The organism is Kitasatospora arboriphila (assembly GCF_039528095.1).
Lineage (GTDB): Bacteria > Actinomycetota > Actinomycetes > Streptomycetales > Streptomycetaceae > Kitasatospora > Kitasatospora arboriphila.
Genome location: NZ_BAAALD010000213.1, coordinates 1 through 1,605, shown reverse-complemented (window position 1 = coordinate 1,605; position 1,605 = coordinate 1). Strand labels below are relative to the sequence as shown.

2 protein-coding genes are annotated in these 1,605 nt (G+C 66.7%); one reads left to right on the top strand and one right to left on the bottom strand.

What is annotated here, in order from left to right:
* Nucleotides 1–230: 230 nt before the first annotated feature.
* Complete coding sequence (locus ABD353_RS39535) at nt 231–632, top strand: DUF6193 family natural product biosynthesis protein (protein ID WP_344628558.1); 402 nt, start codon at nt 231–233, stop codon at nt 630–632.
* A 27-nt stretch (nt 633–659) separates the two neighbouring features.
* Here the strand turns inward: ABD353_RS39535 and ABD353_RS39530 are convergent, their stop codons facing one another.
* Nucleotides 660–1,496, bottom strand: a complete 837-nt coding sequence (locus ABD353_RS39530) for an IS5 family transposase (RefSeq protein ID WP_425555352.1) — start codon at nt 1,494–1,496, stop codon at nt 660–662.
* Nucleotides 1,497–1,605: the final 109 nt, after the last annotated feature.

Here is a 1,605-nt window from a genome sequence, read left to right as displayed (position 1 = left end):
ACGGCTCTAAAACCCGCATCAACCAGCGCTTTCATGGGTGAAACGCCCAGTGAGACCGCGTTTGAGATCTGCCCTGTCCCGTGGCTGGTGTGCCGTCGGAGCGACCGCCGTGCTGCTGAGAATGGGTGTCGGGCAACGTGACAGATAGGGCACGGGTGGAAGCGTTGCCTCGTAAGCCAATGCGCCTGGCACGTGGATCAGTCATTCCAGAGTTCCGCTAATGTCCGAGCATGGCCGACAACGACACGCTCCGGACAGCGCCGGACGACCCTGTGGCAGCCCAGTGGCAGCTCGTGCGCGAGAAGGGCGGGTACCTCATCGACAAGACTCTTGTGGAGGCGGCATACGCCAACCCTGCCCTCCGGGACCTGTTTCCGCTGGTCAGCCATGGATCGCTACAGTTCAGTCGTTGCACCCGCTTCCCCTGGTCCCATGACCTGCCTTCGATCTTTCCCAATGGCGAACGGCGGTTCCGCGTGCTTCGGCTGCATGAGCCGCAAGGTTCGGGGCGAGAGCAGATCAGTGGCTCTGTTACAGCCCATGAGGCCGTGGAGCTCGTGGCCTCGCACCTTCCAGCAGGCTGTGGTCCTGCCCTTGACGGAACACCCGACGTCCTCGAACCGCTCAGCTGAGCCGGACAACTTGTCCGGCTGCGGGGCCTAGGGGCGCGGGCCTGGACGGGTGGCCAGCTGGCCTCGGGTGAGTCGGCGGACCATGATGCCGATCATCGCCCAGCGGATCATCGTCTCGGAGCGGGCCGGGCTTGTCTCGTAGTCCCGGGCGAGGCGGCGGTGGGCGGTGAGCCAGGAGAAGGTCCGTTCCACCGCCCACCGTTTGGGCTGGACCTGGAAGCCGCGCTGGCCGGGGTCCTTGCGGACGATCTCCAGGTCGCGGCCGAGGATCCGGGCGGTCCAGTCGACCAGGCGGCCGGCGAAGCCCTGGTCGGCCCAGACCTTGCGAACACTCGGGTGGTCGAGCCTGGTCCACAGCAGGGGCCGCTTCGCGCCGTCGCGGTCCTGAATGCTCGCCGCGACGACGTGGACGGCCAGGAGCAGGCCGAGGGTGTCGGTGACGATGAACCTCTTGCGACCCTTTACCTTCTTGCCCGCGTCGAAGCCCCTGGTGGAGACGGGGACAGTGTCGGCGGTGCGGACGGACTGCGAGTCGATCAGGCCCGCGCTCGGCTCCGCGTCGCGGCCATCGGCCTCGCGGACCTTGCCGCGCAGGGCGTCATGGATGCGCTCAACGGTGCCGTCGTCATGCCACCAGGTGAAGTACCAGTACACCGTCGGCCACGGGGCGAAGTCCTTCGGCAACTGCCGCCAGGAACACCCCGTCCGCACCACGTAGAAGATCGCGTCCACGATCCGCCGCCGTGGGTGCTTCTCCCGCCGGCCACCCTTCGGTCCCACCCGCGCGGGCGGGAGCAACGGCTCCACCAGTGCCCACTGCTCGTCCGTCAGGTCCGACGGATAGCCGCCCCCAACACCGCTCACAGTGAGCTCAACGAACTCCTCGGCAACGGGAAACGGCAGATCTCAAACGCGGTCTGACTGGGCGTTTCACCCATGAAAGCGCTGGTTGATGCGGGTTTTAGAGCCGTCC

Bases quoted from the DNA above. Each gene is read 5' to 3' on its own strand.
- ABD353_RS39535 (WP_344628558.1), top strand. From the start codon at position 231: ATGGCCGACAACGACACGCTCCGGACAGCGCCGGACGACCCTGTGGCA.